The following is a 26,694-nucleotide window of genomic DNA, read 5'->3' on the forward strand; positions in this document are numbered from 1 at the left end:
AATAAATATTAATTTTTCACCTTTACTAACATGGTATTGATCAATTGGCCATTAAAATGAGAAGAAAAACATGATTTTGTATTATGATTTCGGTGCCTCATACCCAGAGGTTTAGCATATTTTGACGAAGAATGCTAGTAAAAAGATAAACTTCATGAAAAAATTAGTCAATTTTTTGAATATACCTACGATTTAAATTTGCGTGCAACGCCAGTGGGTCAGTCCCCAGTCTAAGTAACGCTTTACTCAATTGGGGGACTGGCCCCAGTAGCACTTTGTATACTTAAAGTAAATATGCACATTCATGTTGCTTGAATGTGCATAAAATATCATTAATTAAATTTCGCTTATATATTCTCCTTTGCCGCTTCGATCTTTAATATATCTTTCTAACCCTTTATCACAGCAGTAAACATAACACCCCTTCATCCCTCTAGTCATTAACGTCTTATACGTATTCCTGACTAGTTCCACCAGCGGATCTGCCTGTCCCTTTTTCGGTTTAGCCGGTTTTGCACCTTTATCCTTAAACTCATCTCGTCTTACAATTAATTGTTTGGTTTCTTCATCATACCCCAGGTCCTTACCGATAATTACGCCGACATAATCCATTTCTAGTCCTTGTACCGTGTGGATACATCCAATTTGTTCAGCGCATTCTGGATGAATAGCCCAGTCAATCCTGTTAGGTTCATTCCATGGTAAGGCAAAATTATGCTCTTCAATTATTACGTCATTAGGAAGCTTTCCATTAACCAAGTCTTTATTCCACTCCCATGCATAACCAGCTAAAAGTCTGCCACCACGTTTATCAACAATTTCCTCTTTCAACTCTTGAGGATTTGAAACAATTTTATAATCAAAATCTCCTTCAAGGGTAAAAGTATCCTCATTATTGTTTAGAATGCTTTCTAGCCAGGAGATGTAGTTCCCTGACCCTGAGCAGCGATACTGGGATTCGAGTTCGATCGTGTGAATGTCAGCCCCAAATCTAGCGGCTTCTTTTTCTACTTCCTTCACACTGCCGATGTCCTTTTTGGAGATTTTCTGAAAATCATCAACAAAAAAAACACTGATTCGTGCTGATCGAATAATTTGTGTTACCTGATTTTCCCCTTCAATCTTCTTTTTCATATGTCCCTGCTCTTTTAACCGATGCGCTTCATCGCAAATAAGGACATCAAAGTAATTTTCTGGTGCTTGTACATAGGAGGCAGACCCTTTAAATAAGTCTCTAACCTCCACATGTCCGGATGTTCCAATTAGCTTTTTCCGCAGCACTTCTCTAAATGCCTGATTAGGGGTTATATACTCCACAATTGCATTAGAATTTAGCATATAGCTCATTAAATTTAATCCTATAACCGATTTTCCTGTGCCAGGGCCACCCTTGATTATAATGACATGCTTCTGGTCTGTTTGTGTTTTGAATTGGTTGTATTTACTGACAACCTTTTCATATGCTACCTTTTGTTCATCTAATAGCACAAACTCTTCATTTCCCTTTAAAAGTGATCCAACCGTTTCGACCAGTTTTTTTGAAGGGCGAATTTTACCATTTTCAATGGTCTCAGCGATTTCCCTACCATTTCCGTTTGAAACCAGCTTCCGAATATTTTTTGCTAATTCTCGATCACCGAATTGGAAGTACAGAGGAGATTCTTGAAGATAATTTCTATACCTTTTGTCAAGAAGCGGCTCACCAATACTAGCCATAATATAGTTATGTAAATAAGCACAGGAATGTAGCTGAATGGCGGATGAATCACTGTAAAGAGACTCATTGAAATTCTGCAAATATCTCTTGTAAGAGGATGCTTGGTAGGCAGGATGAACCGTTTCCCGTTCCCTTCCTCCTAAAAAAGTCCGAATAATCCCATCTCCTTCAGACACCTTTGCTTTCTGCCATTGTTTCAACTCGATAATTAAAGCATTGTTCTTGCCTTTTTCGTCTTGACCTACAACAAAGAAGTCGATTCTTTTTTCAGAAGAAGGCAGCTTACATTCTAACAAGACATGCGTATCCTCTTTTAAATCTGCATCTCTTAGTACCTTAGCCATTTGGGGAAGTGAGTTTTCCCAGGATCTCAACTCACTGCCTGATACCACTTTGTTCAATTTCGCTAGGACATTTTCTTTGAGAACGTAACCAATTTTATTTTCATAAATATGATTTAAAAATTTCGAAGAGGACTCATTATAAATGATCATTTGCTTGTTTCCTCAATTCTGTTAACAGGATATTTTATAGCGTTTTTCGCCAGCTTTCTTAAGACTTCCTCTTCTAAATCAATCTCCATCTTATCAGCAAGCTGCACAAGATAAATTAAAATATCAGCCATTTCCTCTTTTATATTTTGTCTTGCCTCAGATACTGCTTCATCACTCGTTCTCCACTGGAAATTCTCAAGCAGTTCACTTGCTTCCAAGGAAATTGAAATGGCCAAATCTTTTTCACTATGATACTTTTTCCAGCCTCGCTCATCACGAAAAGCTAATACTTTTTGGCGAATCTCATTCATTTTGCTTTCTCCTATACAACATTCAAAATCATTGCTTCTATTTTACGCCAATATTACCTAATTTTAAAACTTGTGTTCGATTTATCCACCTATTAATGCTAAAAGTCCCACAGGCACTTTACTCCTATCGCAAAACGTGAATTTGCAGATGAAAATGTATAGTAAAATATATATGAAATTGCCCGCATTAGCGGTGCTTTTGATTGTGATAAAAAATAGCAAGGTCTATTTGAACTGAGCTACCTCAAAATTTAATTTCAAAGCTTTTTCTGCTAATACACACAGTTACAATAAGTAGATTTATAGATTAATACAAAGCTTAATTTTTAATAAATATTTCTATCCGTGCCAATTACCAGTATTCTTAAATAAAGTAATGAAAGGATAGTTATCTTTTTCACCTGAATAAGGTAAAGTGTCCGTGAAAATCCACACCGAATCACCTTTATCAATCATAGTTTCTATTTCATTACTATCGGAGTAGGGGCTGTTATACCAGTTCTCTAAAAACATTTCTTTCCAATTATCTTTTATTGGTGCATGCATAGTAAGATAACTGGCTTGATCAAACAATGTTCCTTCTTCACCGTTATTCATTTCCTTATATTTCTCTATAACATTCCAAATCTCTTCAGCGGTTAGATTATCATAAAAATTCTTAGACCAATTAATTCCCTTCGCATAACCATAATCTGAGCTACCCATATACTCGTCAAATATATATGTCCTTAGTGTTTTCTTTAATAGTTCCATTTCTTTAAGAGAGACACTATCATCTGCTATAGGCGTTGAGAGTGAATCAGTGCTACTGCTCACTTCTTGTTCTTCTTCGTATCCTTTTTCATTAAGTTCATTAGCTCTTGAAGAATTTTCATTAATTGAAGTTTCACTTACCAGTTCATTACCATTGTTTGATTCAGCAGGAAGTTCATTAGAAGAACACCCAAATAGTAGTACAAAAAACAGTGAATAGGTTCCAAATAGATAAAATCGGGACATTTTATCATCTCCTTATTTTTATATCTAATTGATGAAAATATATCTTAAAACTACCATAATATTCAATAAACATTTCTGATAGCAATAGATGAACCTTTGAATAATTGGATGGTGCCACTTTTCTTGTTTCCACTACTCCAACTTCTGATGTAGCTTCCCCAATTATGACACCCCGTACCGCTCCAAATTTCAACCTTCTCTTTTACTAGATTCTCGTTGACATAAATTGATTTAGATTTACTCATCTGTATTACTGAAAGTGGAATAAATTGAATGCAAATTCATATATTTAACTAAATATACAATAGAAGGAGTGATAGGATATGGCAAAAATGGTGGTTATGTATGAGGAACCAAAGGATAAGGAGAAATTTGACGAGCACTATTTTAACGTGCACGTTCCACTTGGCAGGAAAATCCCAAATATTATTAAAGATTCTGTGCATCGAGTAGTTGGCTCACAAAATACTCACTTAAACTTATACCTTATTACCATATTAGAATTTGAGAATATGGAAAAGCTACAAGAAGCATTTGCAAGCCCAGAAGCAAAACTAGCAGAAGAAGATGGGCCGAACCTTTTTCAATACTTAGAAAAGCCACCGATTATTACGATTATCGATTAGCAAAATATATTCAGGTCGTGCTAAAGTTCACAATGACGAAGAAAACATGGTGTTCATCGTTGCGTTCAACGACGAAAGTTACATGACGACGATTGTTCAACAAGCAAACGGTGGGAACGTGGTTGCTGGTGGAGTGTACAACCAAGAAGCCGAGATCGCATCGAAGTACAAGCGGGTAAACGTAATAAAAAATAAAGTGCCAGGTACCTTCCATAATGGAATATGCCTTGCACCTTTTTCGGCCAATTAATATAACTGTATGGTTTAACCAAATACACCAATCAATTTCCCATAAATCCCTTCCACGAATCATCCAAGTTCAATGTCATCACTCCATGGTGTTCCTCTTGATATCTGCCATCCATTATTCTGATTGTCGGAAAAAGGTTGAAATGCCCAAATTAAAAGTAGAAAGTCGGGTTAATGCCATCGAAAATTTAAAACTTAACAACCAAAAAAACAAACAATCTAAAACGACTTATCTGTTTACGTCCCCTATTTTACCCCATTTTGAAATCCGAGGCGGCTTGAGATTTTTTCTCCGGTACTGATAATATAGCTTTTTAACTCTTCAAGACGGTCATCTGCCATACGGATGGATGGTCCTGAAATACTAACAGCTGCTGTTATATCTCCTTCGTTATTAAAAATTGGTGCTGCTAAACATGTAATTCCAGGCTCATTTTCCTCAGACTCAATTCCATATCCCTGATTCCTGATTTTCTTGAGTTCAACCATGAAGCTCTCTTTATCTGTGATTGTATTTTCCGTATGCTTAGGCATTCCGTTCCTTTCAAGGAGGTCGTTTACTTCCGATTCTGTTAAGTTAGCAAGTATAACCTTACCGACACTTGTACAGTGTAACGGCGCTCTCCTTCCCACCCTTGAATGAGTACGTAATGTCTCATTTCCTTCCAGCTTCTCAATATAGATGACTTCTCCATCATTGAATAAAACTAAATGAATCACTTCATTCGTAATTGTTTCCAGTTCCTTTAAAAATGTCTTTGCTTGTGATCGCAAATCAATCGATTCAAGCAGGATAGCACTCAATTCCAAAGGTTTATAACCCAATTTATACTTTTTGGTTTCCGAATCCTGTTCAACATAGCCATGTCTGACCAGTGTAGCCAGCAGGCGAAAAATTGAACTCTTATTTAAGTCAAGTTGGGAGGCTAGTTCGGTGACCCTAACCCCTTCTTTCTTTTGGCTCACCAACGAAACAATCGTCAAAGCCCTATCAACTGATTTAACCATCATTATCCTCCAATTCTACACAGACATACTAATACTTTTATTATAGCGTAGTAGAAAAATCCCAAGCTATTTTAATATCATAATTTATAGTGTTTTGGTAACTCGATGGGAAGATTGAGAGGATTAATATAGGAGTGGCCCACACTGTTTGTAGTGGGAGCTACTGATGGTACAGATTGTCCACAAAGGCTAAATCATTTTAACGGTTCAGGTCCTTTTCAATTTGGGTACCTATTTTTATTAGGTAGGAGATCAGTTTAGGATTCCTGCTTTGAAAATTTTATCTGTGCCCAGTCATCCAGCTTTTTTACATGTTTTTTTCCAATAGTAAAACCGTACAGAATCAGCAGCAAAATGATCAGCGTAAATAAATCCACTTTTTTTGTGAAAATGAAATTAATAATTCCCAATAGTACCTGGGGAATCACTCCTGTGATAGCAAATAACACTGTGGCAACCTTGAACCAGAAGTCTGATTTTAAGCCGTACCTAGCATATAGGAGGAAAAAGATTGAAGCCCACGCCAGCACCTCAAGGGTCACTAAGATAATCCATTTATTTTCCACTAAAACATTCAATGTTGCTCAACTCCATCTTTTTAAGGATTTTTCTTCTTATGTTGTCGCCAGATTTGACCATCATCGGACTTTTGGAGATTTTTGGATTTTCAGAATTACAAGACAAGATACATCTTGAAAATAATTCGGAGGGCTACTTACTCACTAAGCTATTATTTTATTCCTTTTAAAGGCAATGCAGTTAAAATCTAGAAAGAATTAATCGTAATAGAAGAGGTTCCTTACAGTATTGAAAACAAACCATTAGCGTACAACGAGATCATTATTCGTGATTCCTTTATGAAACTGCAAGTCGTTTACAGACGAGTGCAGCATGTAAATCATGATTAGTGTAAATTTTGGAGTAGCGATTAGCTACTCCAAAATTTATTAAAAGCAAATCACTTACTGTAATTTATCTATTAAATAGACACTTTAGGATCATCATTAACTGTAAAATCCGTAAGATTTTCGCCCGTTTCGGTAACCATAACTGGGAATTTTTTCGCAAACAAATTGCCTGCCAAAATATAAAGCACCGATGTAGCACCTAAGGAAACAAAGTAATTATAATCCAAGAACAAAAGGCCAATTACTATACCTATTAGATAACAAGATAAGGATACGGGATTGATTCCATGCCAATAGGAGTATTTTCCTTTGCTGTTAAATAGATCTCCAAGACTGTATTTCCTTTTTCGGAAGTAGTAATAATCTACGGCTATGATTCCCAGCGCAGGACCTCCAGCTGCACCGAATACAGCTAAAAACACGTCTAAAATTGGCCCATACTTCCACGGCTGTAAAACAAACGCTAGCACTGCCACAATTACTGTGGCTGTCTTGAAATTAATCTTTTTTGGGGCAAGTGCACATATTACGTACACTGAAGGGAACAGATTTGCGGCAGTATTTGTTGATAATTGTGCCACGAATACAAATATGGCTAATATTGCGATTATTAAATTATTCCCCCCGGCTACTAAATTCGTAAGATACGGCAGCACTTCTGAACCGGTCATGCCGGGTACTAAAACTATGGTAACAATGCCAATCATTGTAAAAAACATAAATGCAGGGGCAGACATAATACTGTACGCAATCAAGTGTGCTCTAGCGGCTTTTTTCATGTTACCATCTTTTATCTTACAGTCTTTAGTAAAATCGTTAAATCCCATGGCAATAGCCGCATAGCCACCTAAACAGACACCAAAACCATAAAGCCAGCTTTTACTTGTTCCCGCTGTACGACCAAGGTCCCAAATATCAACCAAGGAAGCATTATGAGTTTTCATCAATACATAAAACATAATACCGCCAATTATGATCATCAATGGAGCTGCAAAAGTTGTAAATCTCTCAATTCCTTTGGCACCGGCTATTGTTACTAAAATGAGCAGCGATGCATTAATAATTATGCCAACTACCATGTTATCAAATCCAAAAACAGCTGTCGTAAACATGTTTACTGCTGATGCACCTATAAAACCGTTTAATCCTACAAAAATAATTGCAGGTAACGCACGCACTAGCCCTACAATCTTCCCTCCCAGCGGTCCTGCCACCGCCGTTATAGTTGTGGCGAAGGAAACGCCATATTTCAGTCCAATCTCCTGTGTGACAAAACATGCTAAACACACCAGCAGCTGACCAATCAGATTAATCCAGACAAGTTCTCCAACTGTATAATACTGTACCAAAGGTGTCATAACCAAAAAACCTGTCACCTGCACCGCGATTCCGAACCAAATCATACCGATACCAAATGGAGCGATGGTTCTTTTGGGTAATTCTACTGGAGCCAACGATTCGCTATAGAGATCATGTTCCGATTTTGGCTGAAAATTAATTATTATTTTCCCCTCCCAAAATGTTATCGAAAAACATTAAATTTACCGTTGCCTCCAGCGTATGAGTCCTTGATACCAGGCTAGCATTGTTCACCAACATCAAGGTCTTCGCGCGCACCTAAACAGCATAATATATTGCCTAGTTCTCCTTTTCCCACCTTTTAAATTCCATATTTACAGACTCTATTAGATTTTGAGAGATTTCTTTCCATAGCACTTCGCCCTTGTCCTTCGTTGCTAAAGATGCCTTCCACAGTATACCGCTCTCTGTCGTAATTCTTTTAGGAATAGGCAGCATGTCGTAAAATGGATAGTATTCCGCTTTATCATCTATTGCCTTCGAAAAATCGACTAGTTCAGGTGCTACATACATCATCACAGATGTTTCAAAAATAGAAGCATGCTCAATCCCCCAGCCGGGAAAGTGTCCCTCAAACACATACTCCATTGTCTCAGGTTTTAGTTCACTAAAGGGAGTTTCGATTATAATCAACTTCAAATCGGGATACTCTTGTTTTCTATCCTCGTAAACATTGTACGCAGCATCATAGATAAAATTTGAATTCTCAAAATGCCAATTAAAAAGTACTATTTTTCTAAAGCCTGTTCTGATAAATTCCTTGACAACATCCATAATTATAGCGGTCAAGGTTGAGCCACTAACAGAAGTTGTGCCTGGGAAGGTCTGTCCTCCACCGGTACAGGGACGCGAGCGAAATCCATAGCAAACCGTAGGTGCCACGATCAAGTTTGTCTCCTTTGCCACGTCATGTGCCATTCTCTCCGATAGAAGAGCATCTGTACAAAGAGGCATATGTGGGCCGTGCTGTTCCGTCGCGCCGATGGGTAGAATTACTCCGGACCCACTGTTTACTGCATCTCTGACCTCCATCCAAGTCATTTCAGACATTAATCTTTTAAGCATTGATAACACTCCCATTCTACTTTTGTTATAGGTTACTCTATTATTACTGTGGTTTCGGCATGTACGGCTAAAATAGAACTAAGCCGGGAAAAAATGGACAGTGGTATCAATAAATCTGGGAAGAATATAGAGGCAACGCATCAATTTTCTCAGCATCACCCCCTTTGATTCCCAGTTGTTTTGCAACCTGGATAATTAAATCAAATAATTGCATAATCGACCCCTTTAGCGACATTTTCCACCCTCTTAACCGTTGAAATAGCAACTAATGTAAGCGCTAACAAAAGATTGTTAATACTAATTCAACCCACTTTGGCAAACCTCCTCCTTTCTTTCGAAAAAAATACACATGCCTCCTTTTGAGGGGCTTCTTACCAAATTCCTCTCCCTAATCAAAAAAGATCATGAGAGGAACGATAAACCATGTTTGGACAAATTACTTACACCTTGCTCCAAGCTTCGATTAGTGTTCGCTTCGAATGGACGATCACAATTTCCGAACTTTCATTTCCAACCGGCTTTACCTCAAACTCTGTTTTTTATATATTCCCGGGTGGCCACTTCCGGGGTGATGGGTCATTCTGACAATGTGCCGGCGGATTGTTTTTGTTAATCCTTGCAAATATTCCTTGCGATCTGCAGTAAGTTGCATTTTCACCTCTCCTTCGTTGTTTATTGCGAAACTATGTTTCCAATACATTTTAAAAATGCAGGATTTTTCAATCTGGCGTATTTGTGTGTTGCCTATTACGAGATGCAGTTCCTAATATATTTTATTTAAGAAAATCTTAACATTCCTTTAAAATGAATTCAATAATATTTTTTGAATTTTCTATCAATTCTCTCTACAAAAAATGACATGTCCGTAGAATTATGTTTTTTAAATGATTAAGCCATATAACGGTTAAAGAGGTTGCAAGCGTTTTAGGAAAACACGAAGAAACAATTAAACGTTGGAATCGTTTAGGTAAGCTTACTATGCACAAGGCTCCATGCATCCATTAAGGTGCGCTTCGATTGCGCGATCACTACATCAGATGATTCATTGGCGACTGACTTTACTTCAAAAGCAACTACGTTCTTACTTCCTTTTCCAATATTGCCAATTTCCAATAAGGCACGCAGGTATTCAGCTAATTCTTCAACATCGTTTTCACTTCCCAGATAGCCAAAACGAGGATGCTGGTCACCATATGCCGGGTCTGTTGGGTCTTTAATTTTACAATTGCCAATATGAGCATAATTGATATAGTCACGGGTAACTTTTAAAGCATCAAAGGAAGTTTCACGCTGCATTGGAAGATTATTAAAAAGTGTCAGGCACCATCCAATTCTCCGCCTTCATCAAGCTTCCTAAAAACGCTTTTTCAACCATGCTCATCATTCTTCACCTACCGGTAAGTCAAGTTCAAATCCAACTGGAATCGCTCTTCCGGCAGAAAACGATTGTGTTGGATGCCTATGCTTTGATATGGACTTTTGTTTCTCATGGTAGGAATCAATTACTTCTAAGGTCAGTAAAGATTCATTTTCCCAGTTTTTCAGAATCCCCACCACATAGCTAAGCCTTCGCTTGTTATTGGCACACGCAATTTTCATCGCTTTTAAAATCACAGCTTTTGGCTGTAAAAAGCAAGAATCATCTAACCAAGCTAACAGCTGCTGTTTCGCATTCATGTTCGAAAAACCAAATCCATTGTTGTCCCAAAACTCCACAATTTCTTTCACATCGTTTTGATTATTCTGAAATGCATTCTCTTTGACGGGTTTGTACTCTATATTAGGAGTAAGTGCTTTTTCTTGTTGTTGTTGTTTTTCTTTTTCTTCTTCTTTTTGTCCACCTATCGTCCTACGTTTGTTAACGTATCGTCAAATTCTTGAATATCAGTCATTATGTATGTATTCGTTTCATCTCGTTCACAGTCTTCATTGCCAGTAAACATCTGTTCTTGTCTACAAAAAGATTCATAGAGGCTGCGAATGTCCTTCTTTTGAATGGTCTCCGAAACATATTGAATCAATGAAAGATCCTCGACATCCTTTAACTCAGAAATAATACAATCCATCACCGGTTTCCCGCCTTTATCCAGGTTATATTTCCCCCAATTTTTCATCGCCAATTCTCTCGTTTCAGGATTGTAACGAATCAGCTTGTGATGGGAAATGAATCGTTCCATCAACGAAATAACACTCTCAATTGAATAACCCATATCAAAAGCCATACGGTTATTCGTAATTTTATAGATTCCCGTTTGAGTTGAGCATGGATTCGTAAGCAGATAGAGGTAAAAGTATCTCCGGTGTCATCTCCTCCGATACCATTGGGTTGTCCCAAAATTCTGTACGTACCATTCTAAACTTTGCCATCTTCCACCACTGCCCTTCTTCAAAAAAGATTCCTTCATCCTTTATATATTGATTAATGAAGAAAACGGACATGGTGCTTTAAATAAAAATGTGAATGTTTTATGACAAAAAAATTCTATGATACCTTTCATTCTCCTGTTAGCTATATAGACTGGGTACTCACATTGTAAAAAATAAACAAACGTTCCTTACAATATGTAAGTTTGGCATCCCAATTGGTTATTTTATTATCTTAGTACAGCTAGGGTTATCCAATTATTTACTTTTTAATTGATGGAAAATGAAGTCAAACCAAAAACTCCAAACTCTATTTCAGAGTTTGGAGTTTTTCTTTTACTATAAGTTATATACTCTAGATTCAAAGTATTTAAATTTAACCATTGAAATTATTCCTATAATGGGGCCAATGCTTAATAAGATAAAGACAAACCTCCATCCCAACAAAGTTTGAAAGATTGGAATTAGGTTTATTGACAAGATTGTAATTAGAAACCCTATACACATCTGCATAGTAAGTGCCGTCCCAATATAGTCTGCTTCAGCGAACTCTGTAATTCCAACAGAAAATTGAGCAGAATCAGCAATGACCGACGCTCCCCAGATAATGGATATAAGAACAGTTAGCCAAATGACACCACCAAAAGTAAAACCAATCAATATCGCACAAATTGCGCTAATTGACATACAAATAATCGTTAAATTCGCCCTTCCGATCTTATCTGCCACTATCCCGCCTGCTATACACCCTATTCCCCCTGCAATTCCAATGGTAACAAAAGAAATAAACATACTAAGCCAGGGATCTACATTTGGAGTAGACTGTAGAAAACTGACAGTTAAAAACATAGGAAGCCATGTCCACATTGCGTATAACTCCCACATATGACCGAAATAACCATAATTCACTAACATGACTGGTTTATTTTTAAGTATCTTTCCAAATACAGAAAAAGACCAAGAACTATTTTTAGAAACTAATTGAATATCCGGTAATAGGGAGATAATAAGAATAGCTGCTATTATTGATAGAATTGAACTAATCGTAAGTACCCAACGGCTATCCATATTCACTGTAAATATCGATATAAAGTGTGGCAAAGAGGAACCTAAAGTTAAAGAAGCTATCAATATGCCAGTTGCCAAACCGCGTTGTTTTGGAAACCAGTATGCGATCATTTTTACTGAAGTTGGATATACACCAGCTAAAGTCACACCCGTCAATATACGTAATACTATACCAATCACTGCCTGGTCTACCATGATCAAGAATCCATTCAGAATTGCTCCCAATAGTGCTGAGATAGCAAACAACCTTCTAACATGAAAACGATCTGCTAACCCAAAAAATGAACTTAAAAATGCTCCAATGACAAATCCAGTGGGAATGGATGCAGCCAGTAAAGCTTCTTGGCGCGGGGTTAGACCCCAGCTTTGCTTTATTTCAGTGGCAAAAACGGATGCACTAAACCACAGACTTAAGCAAAATATGACCGCTATTCCAATAATCGTTAATGCCAGCCATCGATTCTTGATCATCATTCACACTGTCCTCCCTGATGTATCCAACTAAATTATGTATTAGAAAATGTAATGTCCAAAAAATAACAAACCCCATAATAGGAGTTTGTTATTTTTTAATAGGAATTCGTATGCAGAATTAAACTTATTAAAGCATTATATCAAACTATTCACTGCATGAAATTAATTTTTTTCAAGTAATCTAGTCAAATTCTTTATTGGCATTGGATAGGAAGCTTTTTAATCCTTCATCTTTAATTTTACTTCCAATTGCTGAAGTCTGCTTCTCTGAATTTAGGAAAAACATAGAAATGGCTGCTTCTAAATTGTAATCTAATGATTCCTTTATGTTCATCATTTCATAGATTTTGTTAATGGTGACTTTCGTTATCTTAAGCGCGGACGGTGGAATATTCGCCATCTTTTCTGCGAGCTTAAAGGATTCTTTCATTAAATCCACTTGTGGAACAACCTTGTTATAAACCCCAATTCTATATCCTTCTTCAGCATCCACAGAGTCACCAGTGAATAATAATTCTTTTGCTTTTCTAATACCAAGTACCCAAGGCATCATTAATGTTCCAGGTGCCGCCCCAAATCGAATTTCTGGTTCACCAAAGATCGCTTTATCGGAAGCAATCGCTACATCCGCAGATAACACCCAATCGGCTGCACCTCCTAATGCGTATCCATCAACTGCTGCTATTACAGGTACCCGAAGATTCCACATTTTCATAGAAACGCGCAACAACGACTCTAAGTGATTTCTCCAAACCTCTGATGGTTCCTCTCCTATCGGAGTCGGCAAATCAAACGTTTCTTTCAAGTCAGCACCTGCGGAAAAATTATTATTTGCCCCTGTTAGAATGACCGCTCGAATATTTTTGTTACTATCTACAAGATCAAGTGCATTCCAAACATCTTTCGTAAGTTGTTCACTGATCGCATTGAGATGTTGCGGTCTAGACATGGTTATGACTGCAATGTTTCCGGAAATTGAAAAATCTATCGTCTCAAAATTGTTCGCGTCGGTAGTCATTATATTTAACCTCCAACATCATTTGTGTATCTGACTGCATAAAATGGCATTTATTTTTCAATCACTAATTCAGACACTACTTTTACTTCATCGGCAATCGTTGCTCGATTTGGAGATGTTTCTATAACCTTTTGATGAATTTCTTTTAGATCTTCTTCACTCCCATCTGCCTTTACCCTAATGATATATTTCACTTCCTTCATACCTATCGGAGAAGTAGGATTAACTTCAAGAAAACCTCTAAGATCCAGTCCTCCTTCTATATCAATCTCTAATTTCTCCAGTTTGATTCCTTTTACTGCTGCACCAACTGTATATCCCACTACCATACATGCACCAAACCCGCCTAATAAATATTCCTGTGGAGTTGGTTTTGAATCATTGCCAAGAAGCTGTGGCGGTTCATCAATCTCAAAAGAAAAGTTCCTTTTAATCTCTTGTTTTCCAAGGGTTATTCCTTGAGTGGTCACTTTTGATTTTGTACCGCCAAGCCACTGTAACTTCACTCTATAATCAATCATGGCATCCTCTGCATTTTCACTTATCACCCTTTTGTAATTTTCAAGCCCCTCAACATTAATTCCGTTTATTAACTCATTCACTTTATTACTCATGGTATTTCCTCCCTTAAAAAGTTTTTTAAAAGAATTGCTTACTATTAGCTGAATTTCTTATACATTTCCTCAGCTTCATGAATCATGTCGTTAATTAATTGTGAAACGGGTTTGATATCACGAATTCTTCCTATGACTTGGCCAGCCCAGCCAAATCCTTGCTCTTCTGTTCCTTCATATATAAAGCGTTTATTCGCAGTACCACTAATTAAGTCCTTCAAATTTTCATATGTCGGTAATTCTTGTTCTGCTGCTAAGATCTTATCTGTCCAGTTGTTTCTAATAACACGCGCAGGCGCTCCTATACTCCGTTTTATCACTACCGTATCTGTTTCTTCACTTTCAACAATCCTTTGCTTATAAGCATCATTGGCATGAACACATTCTTCCGTTGCAATGAACCGCGTCCCCATTTCTATCCCTTGGGCACCTAACGCTAAGGCAGCAAGTAATCCTCTTCCATCTCCAATTCCACCTGATGCAATAACAGGAATCGATACAGCATCAACTACTTGAGGGACAAGGACAATTGTCCCTACATCATCGCGTCCTAAGTGCCCGCCTCCTTCTTGCCCCACTACCATTACGGCATCCGCTCCGAGCTTCTCAGCCTTCATCGCTTGTTTTTTGGAAGCGACCAATACGAGCTTTTTGACATCAACACCTGCTAGTTCGTTAAAAATAGGAGCTGGATTTCCCCCTGTCATTGAAATAACCGGAACCTTCTCGTCAACAGCAACCTGTAACATATGACTAAATGTTCGGCCATGCTCTCCAATAGCAAAATTAACACCAAAAGGTTTATCTGTTTTCTCACGTGTTTTTGCTATTTCTTCTCTTAATTCTGATGGAGAAGATAAACTCATGGCTGTTATTTGACCAAGACCACCTGCATTCGATACAGCTGAAGCAAGCTCTGAATAAGCTAGATAGGCAAGACCACCCTGAATAATCGGGTAACGTATTCCTAAAAGCTTTGTTATTCTTGTTTCAAAATTCATTTTTATTCACCTTTTTCTTAATGATTTTATATTCTGAATTTTAACGAGGTCATCTTATTAACTTTACTGTGTCTCCTTTATTGCATCAATTCCCTTAGAAGTAACCTTAATACCGCCGTCTTTTTCTCGGTCCCAGGTTAATCTAGTCATGCCCCTCTTACCTTGCTCGCGAAGAATATTCTTTCTCGTCTTCCCGGTAGGAGTTCTTGGAAAATCATCAAAAAATTCTATATACCTCGGAACCATAAAATACCCCATATTTTCATAACAATAATTAAAAATCTCCTGATGACTAACGTCTGCACCTTTCTTTAAGATAATACAAGCTTTAATCTCATCTTCCCCGACATCTGCAGGAACTGGAATAACGGCAGACTCGATTACTTGTGGGTGCTTGTCGACGACACTTTCTATTTCGAAGGAAGAAATATTTTCACCGCGTCTACGGATGGCATCTTTTAATCGATCAACAAAATAGATATATCCATCCTTATCCTTATATGCACGGTCACCCGTACGGAACCATAGTCCTCTCCAAGCTTCTACTGTTTTTTCTGGTTTATTGTAGTATTCAAGCATTACAATATGAGGGATTTTGGGACGAACAATAATTTCACCTTGTTCATATTGGGAACATTCAAAATCATGTTCATCTACAATTTTCAGATCATAATATTGTTCAAAATGACGGCCCGCTGAGCCAGGTTTGTCTTCATCAAGTTCCGTTGAAGAAACGATATTCCATTCCGTACCTCCGTACGCGACCACTAATTTTAATCCAAACCGGTTTTGTATTTCATAATAGTTATCTTTAGGGGATGGAATCACATAAACAGCACGAATTGAGTTTTTGACATCATCTTCTTTCTCTTTTTGGTTGTATAACATCGGTAGAACTCCACCCAACGAGGATAGCAATGTCACTTGGTGTTCATGTACGTCATTCCAAAACGATGTGATACTAAATTTCTTCTTTAAGATCATCTTAGCGCCAGACAACATACATGCCATCGTTACAAATTTAGCTGCAGTATGATAATAGGGGAGAAAGTTTAAAGAAATATCGTCTTCCTTGTAATGCATGATACCCGCATGAGTCAAACCCATGAAAACCAAATGATGATTGGAAAGAAGTACCCCTTTTGAAGGTCCTGTTGTTCCCGACGTATAGATAATACCTACCGGATCATGAGGATAGACAGGATTATTATTTATTTCATTGAACAGATGTCTAATTCTTACCTCGGAATACTTAGTGACCCTTTCCCATCCCACAATGTTCCAACTAGTTTCATAGGAATAATCGTTTTGTCCATGAGAAATGACATATTGAATTTTCTCTAATCCAGCTGAGATCTTATTTAATTCTGCATAATATTCTTCATCGACGACAATATATCTCGCATCTGAATCATTGATTAAATACTGGAGGGTTTCACCTTTATAAACTGTATTGATTGGCACCTCTATGGCTCCAATTTTCGCAAGAGCGAACCACACTGAAATATAGTCTGTAGAACTAGCCATTAAGACGGCCACATTAGTTCCCTTTTTAATTCCTAAATCCAACAAATTGGAAGCAACTATATCTACTTTTTCTTTCATTTCTGCATAGGTTACCTCCCTGTTTTTTTCATCAATACTCACGTAGAAAACAGAGCTCTCGTTATTTTCAAAACATCTGTCCAACATCTCACTTAATACTCGTTGCTCATATGGCAATGACTCTATAAAACTATGAATCATCGTATCTTCCTCCTAGACCCTAGAATTATCATCCAAATGCGTTATTTGGTATGAACAATGCAATTTCAGGAAAGATATAGATTAAGATAATTAAAACTAGAATTGGTATTACAAATAATAAAGCTCCCTTAAATATTTCACTTAGAGTTAATTGGTCTGTCACTCCATTTAGGACAAAACAATTCATACCAACAGGTGGTGTTATTAAAGCCATCTCTATTAGTAGAACAATAATCACTCCAAACCAGATCAAATCAAATCCTAGCATATCAACGATTGGTAAGATGATTGGTACTGTCACTACGAGCATAGCAATGGTATCCATTAGAGCTCCGAGAATAATATACATACACACTATTAGAATAAATATCATTGTCGGTGAAAGTTCAGAGGCAGTCAGGAGATCCGCTAGTATATAGGGAATACGAGTAATCACTAATACATAATTTAAGATAAATGCTCCAATTATGATCGCGAAGAGAAAACCAGTTGTTGTTATCGTATTAAACAATGCCTCTTTAAAATTTTTCATATTCATTTTTCTACGAGTTATACCAATAATAAATGCCCCAAATGCACCGACCCCAGCAGATTCCGTTACCGTAAATATTCCTAGATAGATTCCCCCTATAACCACAATAAATAGTAAAACAATTGGTAGGTTACTTTTTAGAGAAATAAATCGTTCTTTCCAACTCACTTCATATTCTTCTGCTGAAGCTGCTACGAGACTTGGTTTAAATGTCACAGCCAAATAAATTGTAATCATAAACAGAATGGTAAGTAGTATCCCCGGAAGTATACCTGCCAATAGCAGTTTTCCAATTGACTGTTCCGTAATCATTCCATATATAATAAAAGTTGTACTGGGCGGGATAAGGATACCTAGTGTACCCCCCGCTACAATTGAACCTCCTGTCAAACTTTTATCGTAACCCGCTTGAAGCATTTCTTTTGTAGCAATGACACCCATTGTTCCAGTTGTGGCTAAGCTTGAACCAGTTGATGCACCGAACATAGCGGAGGAGCCTATCGTTGCCAATCCTAATCCACCTTTAAACTTTCCAAACCATAGCCGAAAAGTCGTAAATAATTCCGAACTAATTCCGGCTGAATATAAGAGATGCCCCATTAATACAAATAGTGGAACAGTCAACAGTGTATAGTTATAACCCTGATCCCACACGATACTATTAACTACTGATATAAGCGCTCCCAAATCCTTTAAATATATAACTCCAATACATGCGGGAATTGCCATGGAGATCGCAATTGGCACACGGAAAAACATTAAAATAAACACAAAAAGTATGACGAGAATACCAATAAGTTCAGTATCCAATTTATTTGCCCCCCTTTATTCAGTAGCTTTAAGTTGTTTCATAGATTCATAGCATTTTATGATAATTTCAAATCCCCATGCAGCAAAACCCATAACGATAAATAACTTAAATGGGTAAAACGAGATATTCAATAGGTCTGATGATTTCGATAAATCACTTTCTGAAATGAATACCCAACAAACAAGTACACAGAAGATAAAGGTAAAAATATGAGCAAATAGATCAAAAATCACTTGAATTCTAGCTGGTAGTCTATCAACAATAATCCCAATCGAAATATGAGAATTTGTTTTTTCAGTATAGGCTAAGGACCCCATTATCAATAAGACCATAGCAAATTGAGTAATTTCAATATCTCCAACAACAGGGTGGTCTACACTTCTCATAAGCGCAAAGACAGTAACGAGGGGCATTAGCAATGCCAACGTAATAGCAACCACCCATTTATTAATAAACGTAAAATATCTAGTTAGATTAATAAAAGTATTCAATACCATCCCTTCTTTCACAGCATTTCAATTGCAAACTGATTCCAATACTAGCTCTTTGTATGTGATGACCAAGAATATTTTATACGAATGGATAATCAGCCCTAAAGGTAGCTCTTATCCTAACTACCTTTAAGGAAAATTGATTTACACTTATTAGTGATTCAGAGGAATCATAATTTACTATTAAACCCTCCCAGTTTACTACTTATAAGGGCTTTCAATTCCCTCTGCTTCTAATAATTCAAGATAGTAATTCATCATCTCGTCGCCTGGATATCCCTTGCTATTAGCCTTGTTAACCCAATTTTCCCAAACTTCCTTAGCTGGTGCCCGAAACTTCTCTAACTCTGATTCTTCTAATTCAATAATTTGCCCATCCTTGCTTTCAAATTTCTTTAGTGCATTTTCTTGTTCAGTGACGTACATTTCCGCAGGCATATCTGCTAAGAGAGGACCAAATTCTTCTAAAAACCTTTTTTTCAAGTCAGCTGGTAATCTATTTAATGACTCGGTATTGATTAAATTGACCCAAGACTGTGAGTCAATACTGACACGAGTTAAATATGGTGCCACTTCATAAAAACTAAATCCAATTGATCCAATAGCCGGATAAATTACACTATCGACAGTGCCTCTCTCAAGTGCTTCATACAAATCAGCTTGTGATAGACTTACAGGTGAACCACCCCAAAGATTAACTAATTGGACTTTCTCATCTCCAATTCCATTTATTTTTTTTCCTTTCAAATCAGTTAACGATTTGATCGGAGTTTTACTTACAATATGGTACGGGTCGGATCCAGTAAAAGATAAAAATGTTACATTATCATCATATTTATCAGATAAAAACCTTTGATTGAATTTTTCAATTATTTTTCTCTTATCAAATGGATCACTAAGAGAAAAAGGCAATTCTCCAATTGATAATGGGAATAACATCGTGTCATCTTGAACACTTGGGTTCGCATAACCTATATCATATACACCACCAGCTATATCCTCATAAACTGATTCATAAGGACCTAATGCTGCACTTGGATAAATATTGATTTTTATTCTGCCATCCGTTTCTTTTTCCACATATTCAGCCCAATTCTTAACGGTCTTTGCGTAGTTATGAACCGCAGGAGGCTGGATATTAAAATCAAATTCGTATACCTCATCACCTCCACTACTTTCAGATGAACTTTTACCACAAGCAGCTAAGAGGACAACAAAAGATAATAATATAATGGATAAGAAAATAGGCTTGATTTTCATTTTTCTCCCCCTTAAAATACTGATTTTTGTTTTACTATCTTTTCTAGTGTTAAGTCTCTGGTTTAGTTAAGTATGCGCTTTCATAAATCATGTCATGAATTTTTTTTATTCAACTAAACTATTACCTTTTTCTTTTTTTCTTTCTAAAAAGCTCATTATCATTTCTTTTGTCTCACCTGATAAGACCATTTTCTCCGCCAATTCTGGTTCTGTAATGTTCATATCACCGATATTTCCTGCAACTGTAGCATTCGCTAACTTTTTTGTCATCCTAATAGAAAGCTGTCCCTTACTTCTAATCGTTTTAACAATCCGGTTCACTTCATCTTCCATTTTTTCTTTTGAGACAATCCTATTTACTAGACCTAACCTTAAGCTTTCTTCTGCAGTAACATCTTCACACAACATAATTAACTCTTTTGCTTTCGTTGCCCCTACAGCCTTTACTAGTCGAGGAGTACATCCCCATGATAAAAACATACCAATGTTTGTTTCCGGAAGGTTAAGTAAACTATCATTCGAAATAAGACGGAAATCCGCTGCCATTGCAATGGCAACTCCCCCACCATATGCGGATCCACTTAAAGCCGCAATCGTTACTTGCTCAATATTTTCCAATTTTTGAATCATTTCCTGACCTAATATTTGCATTAACTTAAATTGTTTTGAAACTTCTTTTTCTCCTTGCGAAATATCATATAATTCATTTAAATCATAGCCAGTTGAAAAAAACCTTCCCTCATTGGTAAATATTACAAAATTAATTTCACTTTCTACTCTTAAGTATTCAGTCAGTTCAATTAACTCTTTTATCATGACCATGTTGATTGAATTTCCTTTTTCTTCCCGTTTTAACCATACAGTCAATACATCATTGTTTTTTTCTAGTAATAGAGTTTCAAAGGTTTTCAATTCTATACCTCCACTAATTTTTTTTAATAATCAATTCTATCTGTTCTATAGAAATGAAATGCTGAAATCTCCCTCCTTAACATCTTCTTTGCCAGTTTTTTTCGTGTTGTTTGTTTAATCTATTGTATCGCTTTAATTGACTGAATATTAATACTATTATCAATTGTATTAATACTCTAAAAGTATTAATATTATCTATAGATGTTTCTTTGTGACAACTGGGTCCTTCTAAGCTAAATAAGATAGAATATTAATAAAAAAATAGTTATGAATAGTTTGTAGGAGGTGTATAGACCTTGGAAATGAGACAATTGAAATATTTCATCGCAGTTGCAGAGGAACTACATTTTAACAATGCTGCGAAGCGACTAAATATTAGTCAGCCTCCCCTTAGTTTACAAATCAATCATTTAGAAAAAGAAATGGGGGTAAAGTTGTTCTATAGAACAAAACGCAATGTTGAATTAACTGAAGCTGGTAAATTATTTTTAGATAGAACCTATTCTATTTTCAGTAAACTCAGTGAGGCTTGTGAGGAAGCAAGTAATATTCAGAATGGGGCATTAGGTCAATTAAAAATAGGGTACACAGGATTATTAAGTCAACAACTAATAAACTTTTTCCACTATTATCGCTCTAAATTTCCTAATGTAAATGTAGTTTTTCATCAAATGTCAACCGCAGATCAGATTAATGCTCTGAATGATAATCAGATCCATATTGGCTTTACTTGGGAAACTGTTAATTCAAAATTATTAAATAGTATTGTTACACGCCGTATTCCTTTTGTCATTGCCTTACCATCAAACCATCCTCTCTCTCATAATAATGATCAACTTGATCTAAGGGATTTTTCGGACGAGAATTTTATTATGTCGTTAAGAAAAAAGGAACCGAATTATTATGATACGATCATAACGGTATTCCATAAAGCTGGGTTTACACCAAAAATATTTCAAGAAACGGATGGTATTTATAATATCCTAACCTTTGTTGCAGCAGAATGGGGAGCGGCAATCGTTTCAGAGCTGTCTATGGAGATTCAAAAGCCTGGAGTGGAGTTTAGGAAGATTGTTGGTGAATATCCAACTGTCGACTTATCGCTAACGTGGCGAAAGGATGAAAATTACCCCGTACTAACCAATTTCATTTCAATATTTAAAGAATGGAATGAAACTAATAGTTAATTATTCAATTAAAGTGTCAAATCAACCCTGTTTATCTAGCTCTTGGTATCTACTTTAAACAAATTGAACCTTCTATCTGTCTTCAGATTTTTTATAGAAATATACAAAAAATTAATATAAAGGTGTGAAATTCGGACTATAATCAAACCATCATAAAATTGACCATTTAACAAAAAACTTTTTGTTAATAATCGAATAGGTTTAATTAAAATAGTACCTTTCTAATAGAAAGGTACTACAATCGTTTGGTTATATAATCTTTACGGTTAAAATCATGAACGAATGGAGAAATCGCATTCTCTTTATCTGATTTATAAGGATAAAATAAATAGACCTCCTGCTTGGCTCTTGTCAGACTTACGTAAAGAATCCGTTTTTCTTTGTCTTCAAGTGTCTTCAAATCTTCTCCGATATCCTGCTTCATATGCTGCCGCCGTTTGTATAAAGCTTCTATCTCATCGATATGCGGATACGTCTTGTTATTAAAATTGAGGATAAACACATAATCAAACTCAAGTCCCTTGGTTTCTTTTGCCTCTAATAAATATACTTTTGGTCCTGAATGAGATCCGTAGCTGGTATGACTAGTCTGCCGTTTTACTGTGAAACCCCTGCCTAAGTAGGTATAGACATTGTTGGTTTCTTGCTCTTTATTAAAACGGTGAATGATGACAAAAGTCCGATCAGGATGTTCTGCATATTGCATTTGAATAATATTGATAATCTCATCAAGCATTTTTTCAACGCTTTTGAAGCCTCTAATCATCGGCTGCTGACCCTGTCTGGGAAAATATTTCTCATTGTCATATCTTGAATCTTCTGCTGTCCTTTCAAACTGCAGGGAATTCGCCAATTTCATGATTTGATAGGTAGACCGATGATTTGTTTTTAAAATAACACTGCTTCCTTGAACATTTATTCCAAGAGATCGATAAGAGAATGGGCTCGCTTTAAAGATACGTTGTCTTTCATCTCCGCTTAGCGTTAACGTTCCTTTATTCAAAAATACAAGCACCTTTAACTGCATCGGCTGCAAATCCTGCATCTCATCGACAAAGATATGGTCATATTTTTCTGTCCCGATAATTCGGTGGAAATTTTCTATCAATAATAGAGCATAATCCTCACGGTCAATCCGATTGTAGAAATCTTGATTTTGAAGTTTACGATATTCCTCGAATAAGCGATAGATGGTCTCCCTTTGTCTTTTCGAAAGGTTTGGAAGTTTCCCCCTCCCGACCCTTTCACACTCAAAGTAATCTTCCTTTGAAATAAACCCATTTCCTTTCATCCAGGAAAATTCCTCAAACAAGAAATTGGTATTCTGTGTTTTCTTTATCGTATGAATCGATGGATAATCCTCCATTTCCTCACTATCAAGCATCATGATGAGAAGAAACATTCTGGCCAGAATATTATCTTCTTCCCGGCTCAGCTTTTTATGAGAGGTTTTAAACTTTGGAACGGTTACACCAATTGACTTCAACAGGTTGTATGCCAATTCATGAAAGGTGTAAAAATTGACAGTGTGCTGCTGTTCCTGAAGTTCTTGATAAAACTCGGACTCTTTAAACCGTTTCTCCGCATCCCTGACTAACTCATGATTAAACGAAACAAATAAAAACCGTTTATTAAATTCCTCGGACATTTTTTGCATCATTCGTGACAGGAGAGTAATACTTTTACCGCTCCCTGCTACACCTTTTATTAATAAATCAGTTGAACTATTTTTCGCCACGACGGCCTGCTCGTTGCTGAGTTCAATATTTTTTAAAAAACGGGACGTTTTCTCAGAAAGATTATCTTCTTCGCTAAAGCCTGCCCATGCCCGCTGGATAAGCTGAAACGCTTGTTCTGACTTTTTATAATGTTGTTCCAGTTCCGGCTTCATCACGATCATCAAACCCTTTCCCTTTGATATCAACTGGATAGTAAGCGTCCTCGCAATAAGAGTTGTGCGGACAAAGCTTACAGAAAACGGAAGGGGTCGCCTTTAATAACAGGACATTACTTGCTGCAACAGAAGAAAGCAGCTCCCTTCTCCTTGATTTTTGCATCATGTCAAACGAACGTTTCCAATGTTCACTTTCAAAAGCGCCTCGATGGGTGAGAAATTGAAAGTATGTACTGCTTAACGGATAAGTAATATCGTCATACTGGGTATGGCGGCTTAAACCAAATCGAAGAGTGGATTGTATTAGATGTTGTTTTAGATTATTATCCACAAGCGCACGTAAGCGGATTTGACTCATAAATGGGAAGAGGTTTTGTAATAAATCAATTATCTCTTCCTTCCCAGTCCCAATCGCCCCGTATATTTTCACCAAATTTCCAATCAAGAACTGGGTATGGAATGATGATGAATAAGTGGAAAATAAATCTGAAACGGTACTATAGTAGAATCTTCTCGGACATAACCGCATCTCGACAAATTCTTCCTTTGGTAAAGCCTCCAAAGCCCTTAAGGTTTCTTCCATATCATTTTCAACCATAAGGTTTGGTTCGTACTCATAGGGATTCTCCTGGTGTTCATTGTTTCGTTTTAGCTTTAGGATTTCAATATAAATTGATTTATCAAGATTCTCCTCATTATTGAAATTGCGAATCCATGAAAATGTGATGGGACCTTTATAGCTTACCGTCAAATAAAACAAATACTTAGAAAAGGAAAGACGATGTTTTTCCCGGAACAAGTACATATTGGCTGCTGGATGATTTATTTTCGTCAGCAGTTCTTTTGAAATCGGCCAAGGCATTGGTGCGGAGGCAACGGGAAAATGCCGCTCATCCATTCCGCAAAAATGAAGCGGCGACTGATTTTTTAAATAGATTAAACCATCCACTTTTTCAAAGCGATGAATCTTAAAATCAATCAACGCTGGGTTTTCTTCATCGATTTCGATATCATTCTTGTCCAGGCCATTTTTTAAAAACACAATAATGGCATCCGCTAAATCCGAAATATGGTAGTCAGCCTGGTCATCTACCGGATTGGTTAACGATTCCTTCAAGCGTTCAACTAGAGTATTTTCTTCATTACTTAACCGTTCACGATGTAATTGGGCATCTTTCAGTAATTGTTCAATTTTATTAAAATGCTCTTTAATCGTCATACGTTCCTGCTTTACATTTAACAGCCATCTGGCATCCTTAATCAGCTTTTGGAAATGGATTCGGATTCTTTTCAGGTCTTTTAACGGGACCGAGAAGAAGGAAAACCGTAAACCAGGACTAACTCGTACAGCCTTAAAATGATCATCCCTGGAAATATTGTAGTTTTTTAGTGAGTTCGAAATAGAAAGTTTTGAGAGCATGAGTTTATTAAGCCGGTCATACCACTCACGATCAGTACGGCAATCCGTGAAATACGGGAGAATTTTATCCAATAGATGGGTTAATTCACGTGCGTTCCCCTCATCGTCCTCGAGCCATCCGGATGCAAAGCTTTCCCTGATAATTCTTTCGGTTAAGACGTATTCACCCTCAGCTTCTTTCCAAATTGAGTGCAGATGCAATATATATTGCCCTAAAGGATAGGAAAGAAAGTGACGTTCCTCCACATACGCTTGCGGATGAAAATCCCGGAGCCGTGTGTTTAATTCCTCATCATTTGGTGAAAGATAAACGGTTTCCGCTTTGATATCTTTCACAAAATCGATTACGTAATTATACGCTGTTTCCTCCAAATCCGTATTCAGAGGTTCACTATTCATTCCTTCGAGCAGGTTGGCAAACATCTTCCCTGGTATTACCTCATCGTCCCTGGTGATGGTCCAATTTTCACGGTCCGTCCACCCGTGTAATGAAGAGAAATTTTCTTCAAGGAAGCCAAAAAGGCTGGGATTTTCCCCATCATAAAGATTTAAGAATACTAAATGAATGCCAAGGTCCTTCCATCGGTAAAAAATATAATGCTGCACAGGGGTAATGAAGTAAAAGCCGTGTAGGACGATAGAAGACATATTTCGATTTGGATGCACTTCATCTAGAATCCTATTTACATTTTCTACTGATTGTAAGTTGTTTTTGGCAATTCCAAGAAAAAAAGAAAACTCCGGAAGCATTTCAGCCCATAAATCGCAAAACAGTTTTTCTTCTTCTGTCTGGCAATGTGGCCTTAGCATATCGGGTGTTAAAAAAATCTCCGATAAATTTCTCATTGTAATCAGGATATTTAATTTATTTCGCTTAAAGGACAGCAAAACTTCCTGGTTGGCCCCTGTAAATTGACGAAGCTTATCAGACAAACTGGCATATTGGCGAAACCGTACCCGTGGTGTATTCCAGCCAGGATAAAATTTATCGACTATCTCTCTTGTTGCTGTGATATAGGGGAACATGTTTGACATGGATTTTAGGCCAGAAGCCAAACTGGTTGTTGCACATAAATGCAGAGCTGATTGATGCTGCCTAACCGCATCCTTTGTATGAAAGGTATACGGATTGTTGTAGGTAATCACACTTACATTCTGATTCAAAG

Annotated in this window: 23 protein-coding genes and 1 pseudogene; 3 read left to right on the top strand and 21 right to left on the bottom strand. The window is 36.9% G+C overall.

Annotated elements, in window-relative coordinates; translation table 11 throughout:
* Window positions 1-336: 336 nt before the first annotated feature.
* From J2Y03_RS23810 to J2Y03_RS23820, 3 genes are all read right to left on the bottom strand, one after another.
* Window positions 337-2,211 carry a DUF2075 domain-containing protein gene (locus tag J2Y03_RS23810; RefSeq protein WP_310199135.1) on the bottom strand — a complete coding sequence of 625 codons (1,875 nt, stop codon included), beginning with the start codon at window positions 2,209-2,211 and terminating at the stop codon, window positions 337-339.
* Window positions 2,208-2,522 carry a nucleotide pyrophosphohydrolase gene (locus J2Y03_RS23815; protein ID WP_310199137.1) on the bottom strand — a complete coding sequence of 105 codons (315 nt, stop codon included), beginning with the start codon at window positions 2,520-2,522 and terminating at the stop codon, window positions 2,208-2,210. Before J2Y03_RS23815 ends, J2Y03_RS23810 begins: the two co-directional genes overlap by 4 nt.
* A gap of 339 nt (window positions 2,523-2,861) precedes the next feature.
* Complete coding sequence (locus J2Y03_RS23820; protein ID WP_310199139.1) at window positions 2,862-3,521, bottom strand: hypothetical protein; 660 nt, start codon at window positions 3,519-3,521, stop codon at window positions 2,862-2,864.
* A 323-nt stretch (window positions 3,522-3,844) separates the two neighbouring features.
* Here J2Y03_RS23820 and J2Y03_RS23825 point away from each other — a divergent pair, with 323 nt between their 5' ends.
* Together J2Y03_RS23825 and J2Y03_RS23830 are read left to right on the top strand one after the other, a co-directional pair.
* On the top strand, window positions 3,845-4,147 hold the full coding sequence (locus J2Y03_RS23825) for an EthD family reductase (protein WP_132097346.1): 303 nt from the start codon (window positions 3,845-3,847) through the stop codon (window positions 4,145-4,147).
* A gap of 82 nt (window positions 4,148-4,229) precedes the next feature.
* Window positions 4,230-4,397 (top strand): hypothetical protein, encoded by a 168-nt coding sequence (locus J2Y03_RS23830; RefSeq protein ID WP_310199142.1) that lies wholly within the window; start codon window positions 4,230-4,232, stop codon window positions 4,395-4,397.
* A 245-nt stretch (window positions 4,398-4,642) separates the two neighbouring features.
* On the opposite strand, the gene J2Y03_RS23835 is transcribed toward J2Y03_RS23830, so the two are convergent.
* The 16 genes and pseudogenes from J2Y03_RS23835 to J2Y03_RS23910 form a co-directional block, all read right to left on the bottom strand.
* A complete protein-coding gene (locus J2Y03_RS23835; protein ID WP_310199144.1) occupies window positions 4,643-5,404 on the bottom strand; it encodes an IclR family transcriptional regulator in 762 nt (253 codons plus the stop codon).
* A gap of 257 nt (window positions 5,405-5,661) precedes the next feature.
* The gene (locus J2Y03_RS23840) at window positions 5,662-5,982 is read right to left on the bottom strand and encodes a hypothetical protein (protein ID WP_310199146.1); all 321 of its coding nucleotides are present in this window, start codon (window positions 5,980-5,982) and stop codon (window positions 5,662-5,664) included.
* 401 nt (window positions 5,983-6,383) lie between these two features.
* Window positions 6,384-7,766, bottom strand: coding sequence for a cytosine permease (locus J2Y03_RS23845; protein ID WP_310199148.1), 1,383 nt, complete (start codon window positions 7,764-7,766; stop codon window positions 6,384-6,386).
* Window positions 7,767-7,950: 184 nt separating this feature from the next.
* Window positions 7,951-8,736 (bottom strand): creatininase, encoded by a 786-nt coding sequence (locus J2Y03_RS23850; protein ID WP_310199151.1) that lies wholly within the window; start codon window positions 8,734-8,736, stop codon window positions 7,951-7,953.
* Between the two features lie 106 nt (window positions 8,737-8,842).
* On the bottom strand, window positions 8,843-8,971 hold the full coding sequence (locus J2Y03_RS23855) for a hypothetical protein (protein WP_310199153.1): 129 nt from the start codon (window positions 8,969-8,971) through the stop codon (window positions 8,843-8,845).
* A 728-nt stretch (window positions 8,972-9,699) separates the two neighbouring features.
* On the bottom strand, window positions 9,700-10,032 hold the full coding sequence (locus J2Y03_RS23860) for a hypothetical protein (RefSeq protein WP_310199155.1): 333 nt from the start codon (window positions 10,030-10,032) through the stop codon (window positions 9,700-9,702).
* 84 nt (window positions 10,033-10,116) lie between these two features.
* Window positions 10,117-11,103, bottom strand: a pseudogene (locus tag J2Y03_RS29145) (DnaD domain protein).
* Between the two features lie 336 nt (window positions 11,104-11,439).
* Complete coding sequence (locus J2Y03_RS23870; protein ID WP_310199157.1) at window positions 11,440-12,642, bottom strand: MFS transporter; 1,203 nt, start codon at window positions 12,640-12,642, stop codon at window positions 11,440-11,442.
* A 181-nt stretch (window positions 12,643-12,823) separates the two neighbouring features.
* Window positions 12,824-13,660 (bottom strand): enoyl-CoA hydratase/isomerase family protein, encoded by an 837-nt coding sequence (locus tag J2Y03_RS23875; RefSeq protein ID WP_310199158.1) that lies wholly within the window; start codon window positions 13,658-13,660, stop codon window positions 12,824-12,826.
* A gap of 50 nt (window positions 13,661-13,710) precedes the next feature.
* Window positions 13,711-14,274, bottom strand: coding sequence for an OsmC family protein (locus J2Y03_RS23880; protein WP_310199159.1), 564 nt, complete (start codon window positions 14,272-14,274; stop codon window positions 13,711-13,713).
* Window positions 14,275-14,318: 44 nt separating this feature from the next.
* Window positions 14,319-15,275, bottom strand: a complete 957-nt coding sequence (locus J2Y03_RS23885) for an NAD(P)H-dependent flavin oxidoreductase (protein ID WP_310199161.1) — start codon at window positions 15,273-15,275, stop codon at window positions 14,319-14,321.
* A 63-nt stretch (window positions 15,276-15,338) separates the two neighbouring features.
* Window positions 15,339-17,021, bottom strand: a complete 1,683-nt coding sequence (locus J2Y03_RS23890) for an AMP-binding protein (RefSeq protein ID WP_310199163.1) — start codon at window positions 17,019-17,021, stop codon at window positions 15,339-15,341.
* A gap of 28 nt (window positions 17,022-17,049) precedes the next feature.
* Window positions 17,050-18,363, bottom strand: coding sequence for a TRAP transporter large permease (locus tag J2Y03_RS23895; RefSeq protein ID WP_310199165.1), 1,314 nt, complete (start codon window positions 18,361-18,363; stop codon window positions 17,050-17,052).
* 15 nt (window positions 18,364-18,378) lie between these two features.
* A complete protein-coding gene (locus tag J2Y03_RS23900; RefSeq protein WP_310199167.1) occupies window positions 18,379-18,855 on the bottom strand; it encodes a TRAP transporter small permease in 477 nt (158 codons plus the stop codon).
* Window positions 18,856-19,056: 201 nt separating this feature from the next.
* Window positions 19,057-20,115, bottom strand: a complete 1,059-nt coding sequence (locus J2Y03_RS23905; RefSeq protein WP_310199169.1) for a TRAP transporter substrate-binding protein — start codon at window positions 20,113-20,115, stop codon at window positions 19,057-19,059.
* Between the two features lie 105 nt (window positions 20,116-20,220).
* On the bottom strand, window positions 20,221-21,027 hold the full coding sequence (locus tag J2Y03_RS23910) for an enoyl-CoA hydratase/isomerase family protein (protein ID WP_310199171.1): 807 nt from the start codon (window positions 21,025-21,027) through the stop codon (window positions 20,221-20,223).
* Between the two features lie 302 nt (window positions 21,028-21,329).
* Between J2Y03_RS23910 and J2Y03_RS23915 the strand changes: the two genes are divergently transcribed.
* The gene (locus J2Y03_RS23915; RefSeq protein ID WP_310199219.1) at window positions 21,330-22,214 is read left to right on the top strand and encodes a LysR substrate-binding domain-containing protein; all 885 of its coding nucleotides are present in this window, start codon (window positions 21,330-21,332) and stop codon (window positions 22,212-22,214) included.
* Between the two features lie 235 nt (window positions 22,215-22,449).
* On the opposite strand, the gene J2Y03_RS23920 is transcribed toward J2Y03_RS23915, so the two are convergent.
* Together J2Y03_RS23920 and J2Y03_RS23925 are read right to left on the bottom strand one after the other, a co-directional pair.
* Window positions 22,450-24,114 (bottom strand): UvrD-helicase domain-containing protein, encoded by a 1,665-nt coding sequence (locus J2Y03_RS23920; protein ID WP_310199173.1) that lies wholly within the window; start codon window positions 24,112-24,114, stop codon window positions 22,450-22,452.
* Window positions 24,077-26,692, bottom strand: coding sequence for a hypothetical protein (locus tag J2Y03_RS23925; protein ID WP_310199175.1), 2,616 nt, complete (start codon window positions 26,690-26,692; stop codon window positions 24,077-24,079). The genes J2Y03_RS23920 and J2Y03_RS23925 overlap by 38 nt, the downstream gene beginning before the upstream one ends.
* Between the last annotated feature and the right edge of the window lie 2 nt (window positions 26,693-26,694).

This window comes from Neobacillus niacini (assembly GCF_031457145.1).
Taxonomy (GTDB): domain Bacteria; phylum Bacillota; class Bacilli; order Bacillales; family Cytobacillaceae; genus Neobacillus; species Neobacillus niacini_J.

Coding starts and splice junctions, on each gene's coding strand:
- J2Y03_RS23810 (WP_310199135.1), bottom strand. CDS start 2,211: ATGATCATTTATAATGAGTCCTCTTCGAAATTTTTAAATCATATTTAT.
- J2Y03_RS23815 (WP_310199137.1), bottom strand. CDS start 2,522: ATGAATGAGATTCGCCAAAAAGTATTAGCTTTTCGTGATGAGCGAGGC.
- J2Y03_RS23820 (WP_310199139.1), bottom strand. CDS start 3,521: ATGTCCCGATTTTATCTATTTGGAACCTATTCACTGTTTTTTGTACTA.
- J2Y03_RS23825 (WP_132097346.1), top strand. CDS start 3,845: ATGGCAAAAATGGTGGTTATGTATGAGGAACCAAAGGATAAGGAGAAA.
- J2Y03_RS23830 (WP_310199142.1), top strand. CDS start 4,230: ATGACGACGATTGTTCAACAAGCAAACGGTGGGAACGTGGTTGCTGGT.
- J2Y03_RS23835 (WP_310199144.1), bottom strand. CDS start 5,404: ATGGTTAAATCAGTTGATAGGGCTTTGACGATTGTTTCGTTGGTGAGC.
- J2Y03_RS23850 (WP_310199151.1), bottom strand. CDS start 8,736: ATGCTTAAAAGATTAATGTCTGAAATGACTTGGATGGAGGTCAGAGAT.
- J2Y03_RS23855 (WP_310199153.1), bottom strand. CDS start 8,971: ATGTCGCTAAAGGGGTCGATTATGCAATTATTTGATTTAATTATCCAG.
- J2Y03_RS23860 (WP_310199155.1), bottom strand. CDS start 10,032: ATGCAGCGTGAAACTTCCTTTGATGCTTTAAAAGTTACCCGTGACTAT.
- J2Y03_RS23870 (WP_310199157.1), bottom strand. CDS start 12,642: ATGATGATCAAGAATCGATGGCTGGCATTAACGATTATTGGAATAGCG.
- J2Y03_RS23875 (WP_310199158.1), bottom strand. CDS start 13,660: ATGACTACCGACGCGAACAATTTTGAGACGATAGATTTTTCAATTTCC.
- J2Y03_RS23880 (WP_310199159.1), bottom strand. CDS start 14,274: ATGAGTAATAAAGTGAATGAGTTAATAAACGGAATTAATGTTGAGGGG.
- J2Y03_RS23885 (WP_310199161.1), bottom strand. CDS start 15,275: ATGAATTTTGAAACAAGAATAACAAAGCTTTTAGGAATACGTTACCCG.
- J2Y03_RS23890 (WP_310199163.1), bottom strand. CDS start 17,021: ATGATTCATAGTTTTATAGAGTCATTGCCATATGAGCAACGAGTATTA.
- J2Y03_RS23905 (WP_310199169.1), bottom strand. CDS start 20,115: ATGAAAATCAAGCCTATTTTCTTATCCATTATATTATTATCTTTTGTT.
- J2Y03_RS23915 (WP_310199219.1), top strand. CDS start 21,330: ATGAGACAATTGAAATATTTCATCGCAGTTGCAGAGGAACTACATTTT.
- J2Y03_RS23920 (WP_310199173.1), bottom strand. CDS start 24,114: ATGATCGTGATGAAGCCGGAACTGGAACAACATTATAAAAAGTCAGAA.